The 2,657-nt window shown below is 40.1% G+C and carries 3 protein-coding genes; all 3 read right to left on the reverse strand.

Annotated elements, in window-relative coordinates; genetic code table 11:
- Positions 1-626 (reverse strand): hypothetical protein (locus tag O3Q51_18305; protein ID MCZ4410775.1); only part of this gene is annotated, 626 nt, incomplete at its 3' end.
- Positions 627-646: 20 nt separating this feature from the next.
- Positions 647-802 (reverse strand): hypothetical protein, encoded by a 156-nt coding sequence (locus tag O3Q51_18310; GenBank protein ID MCZ4410776.1) that lies wholly within the window; start codon positions 800-802, stop codon positions 647-649.
- An 843-nt stretch (positions 803-1,645) separates the two neighbouring features.
- The coding region (locus tag O3Q51_18315) for a T9SS type A sorting domain-containing protein (GenBank protein MCZ4410777.1) at positions 1,646-2,657 on the reverse strand (1,012 nt) is incomplete at its 5' end.

The raw sequence follows: 2,657 nt of genomic DNA on the forward strand, positions 1-2,657 counted from the left end.
CCTGTCATGTTGACTGTAGCTCCTGCAAGGGTGAATGGTGATCCAACGAAAAAGAAAACATTGTTGGAAGTAATCTCTTGTGGATTCTCAAATACAGAAACACCTTGACCACCGCCGAGGCATTCTACCGTTACCGTTCCTGTTACCGTTTCGTAGCAGTCAAGCGTGATCGTGTAGTTGTAATCACCTATTGGAACATTTTCAAAGAGATCTCCCAGTATGGCACCAGTCACTATTGACTCGTCGTAGCCGTTCGGACCAGTCAAGTTTATGGTAGCTCCTGAAAGGGTGAATGGCGATCCGACGAAAAAGAATACGTTGTTCGTCGGCTCAGGGTCAATCGCAGTTTCATCTACAACGTCTGCACCTGCAACTGTTACACTCCCTAATCCGAGTGAATAGCACTCAGCCGTCACGGTAAAGTCATAAATTCCGTCGGGAACATTGTTTATAACAATTTCACCTAAGGCATTTGTCTGGCCATTGAATGAAATTGATTGAATCGTTGCTCCTTCAACAGGGTCATTTGATCCGCTGTCTAAAACTCGGAGCGTTACCGTTGATTGACCAAATGCTGCACCAGCAGCGATTAACAAACAAATAAATAAGGAGTAAATTTTTTTCATGTTGATTTAATTTGGCTGTATTAATTGTCCGGTTTATTTCTTTTTTCGATATCCTTGAGAATCTTTTTGATACCACTGGTGACTGATTTATTTTCTTCGACCATCTCTTCGAGAAGAGCGTCAAAAGATTTATCAGTTTCTTTTTTATCAGATACTTCAGTTTTCTTTTTTTTCACCTCTTTGGATTTAATGTGGGATAATATCTCATGATCTTTCAAAACCTAGTTTAGGTTCTTCTGTGACAAATGTAGAAGGAGAATAAAACCGAACATATGTTTTGCAATCACTTAGATACTACACCTAAAAAAGAGTTGGAACAACGTTACTACAAAAAAGGGTAAACAACTGTATATCAAAACTAAAACTGACTCCTTCAGGTAAAAGAATAAAGTAACTTAGAGCAGAGTCCAAACGGAAATAATTTTCTCTTCACAATCAATTCCGATCTTTTTTCGTAATCTGAATCGCTGCCTGCTGATGCTTTTCTCCGATTGGTGAATGATATGATTCAACGTTGAGCTTAGAATTCACTGTTCTTGAAGGTTGAGATTATTTCATGATCTCATTGTCAAGTATTACTTCAGAATGCAAGCTTTCTGCACACACTTTGAGTTATCAAGTTCCAGAAGGTTTTTTCAGTCGCTTGTTACCACCAACTGCGTCTGACACTCCCTCTCCTAAAAAGATCTCTTGATGTCAGTGAAGAAATTTCTTGTTGATCGGATATATGTTCTTGGATTGAAGCCTGATATCCCAATAAGTACAGTTTAATCTGTTTTTTTTAGTTCCTTCAGATTAACAAATACACCTGTCCGTGAATCTTACAAATCTGTGCAAAAAAAGCCTGTGTCAGAAATACAAGTTTAAAATCAACGTCGAATGCAAGACGCAGGGATAAGTCTATCCCAATGATAAAGTTTGATTTTTTTATGCCTCATATTCGCTCAAGAAAAAAGCGATGCAGGAATTCCTGCATCGCCTTCTCTAAGTCAAAAGTGACTCGTTTATGATATCAACTCTTACTGCATCAAAAGTCTGATTGACTCACGGCTCTCTCCTTTAAGTACTTCTACGATGTAAAAGCCGTTTTCTAACTCATTCAAGTTCAAGTTAACATTGTTCAAGCCTTCGTTGAAAGTCATTACTTTTTCAAAAGCGAGTTTTCCTTGAGCATCGAATACTTGAATCAATCCCTGTCCTTCTTTAATTGAATTATAAGATAGGTTTACATTGTCTTGTGCAGGGTTTGGACCTACACGAACCCATGACTCAGAAGCCTTCATAGCGAATAGTTCGCTCACAATGTCTGCGCCTAGACTAGCGTTACTCCATTGTATATCTCCATCTATTTGAGAAAGCGGAGAGTCAGCGTACGCATCACCCATTTCTTCCGTAATAGTTGGAGGTAAGTAGAACACAGATGCATACGGAGTGTACTGCCCTACAATTAATGGGTTTTGTGAACAACCACATCTCACTCTGTAGAAGTATGTTGTAAACGGAACTAATTGAGAAACGGGAGCTGTAAATACACTTGCATCCGGCCCTGGTTTGATAATACTGGCTTGCTGAGGTCCTGCTCCAACCAGGATGTTGATTTGACAGCCGATTTGTCCGGAAATAGGCTCCCACTCAAAACGCAATTTTCCGTTTGGAAGAATAGTAGCGTTTAAGCTTTCAGGGTTTACATCAGGGTAAGGTGACTCACAAGGTGTAGATGTTGGGATGCATTCAGACGTTGCTGAACAGTTGTTTTGTGTGAGAATCACGGCATATTCACCTTCTTCCAATGCAACGAAAAATTGATTTGTAGCACCTTCGATCGGCTCTTCAGTTGCACAATCAATCCACTGATAAGTTACCCCCGTAGCAGAGGAAATCAGAATGTTGCCCTCTTCTAGAGTAACTTCTGTATCAAGAACGATTTCTACTGGGATTGCAAATACCGATACGCCTTGTCCGCCACCGATGCACTCAACAGTTACCGAACCTGATAGAGTTTCGTAGCAATCAAGCGTGATGGTGTAGTTG

It is taken from the genome of Cryomorphaceae bacterium 1068 (assembly GCA_027214385.1).
Classification (GTDB): Bacteria; Bacteroidota; Bacteroidia; order Flavobacteriales_D; family Cryomorphaceae; genus JAKVAV01.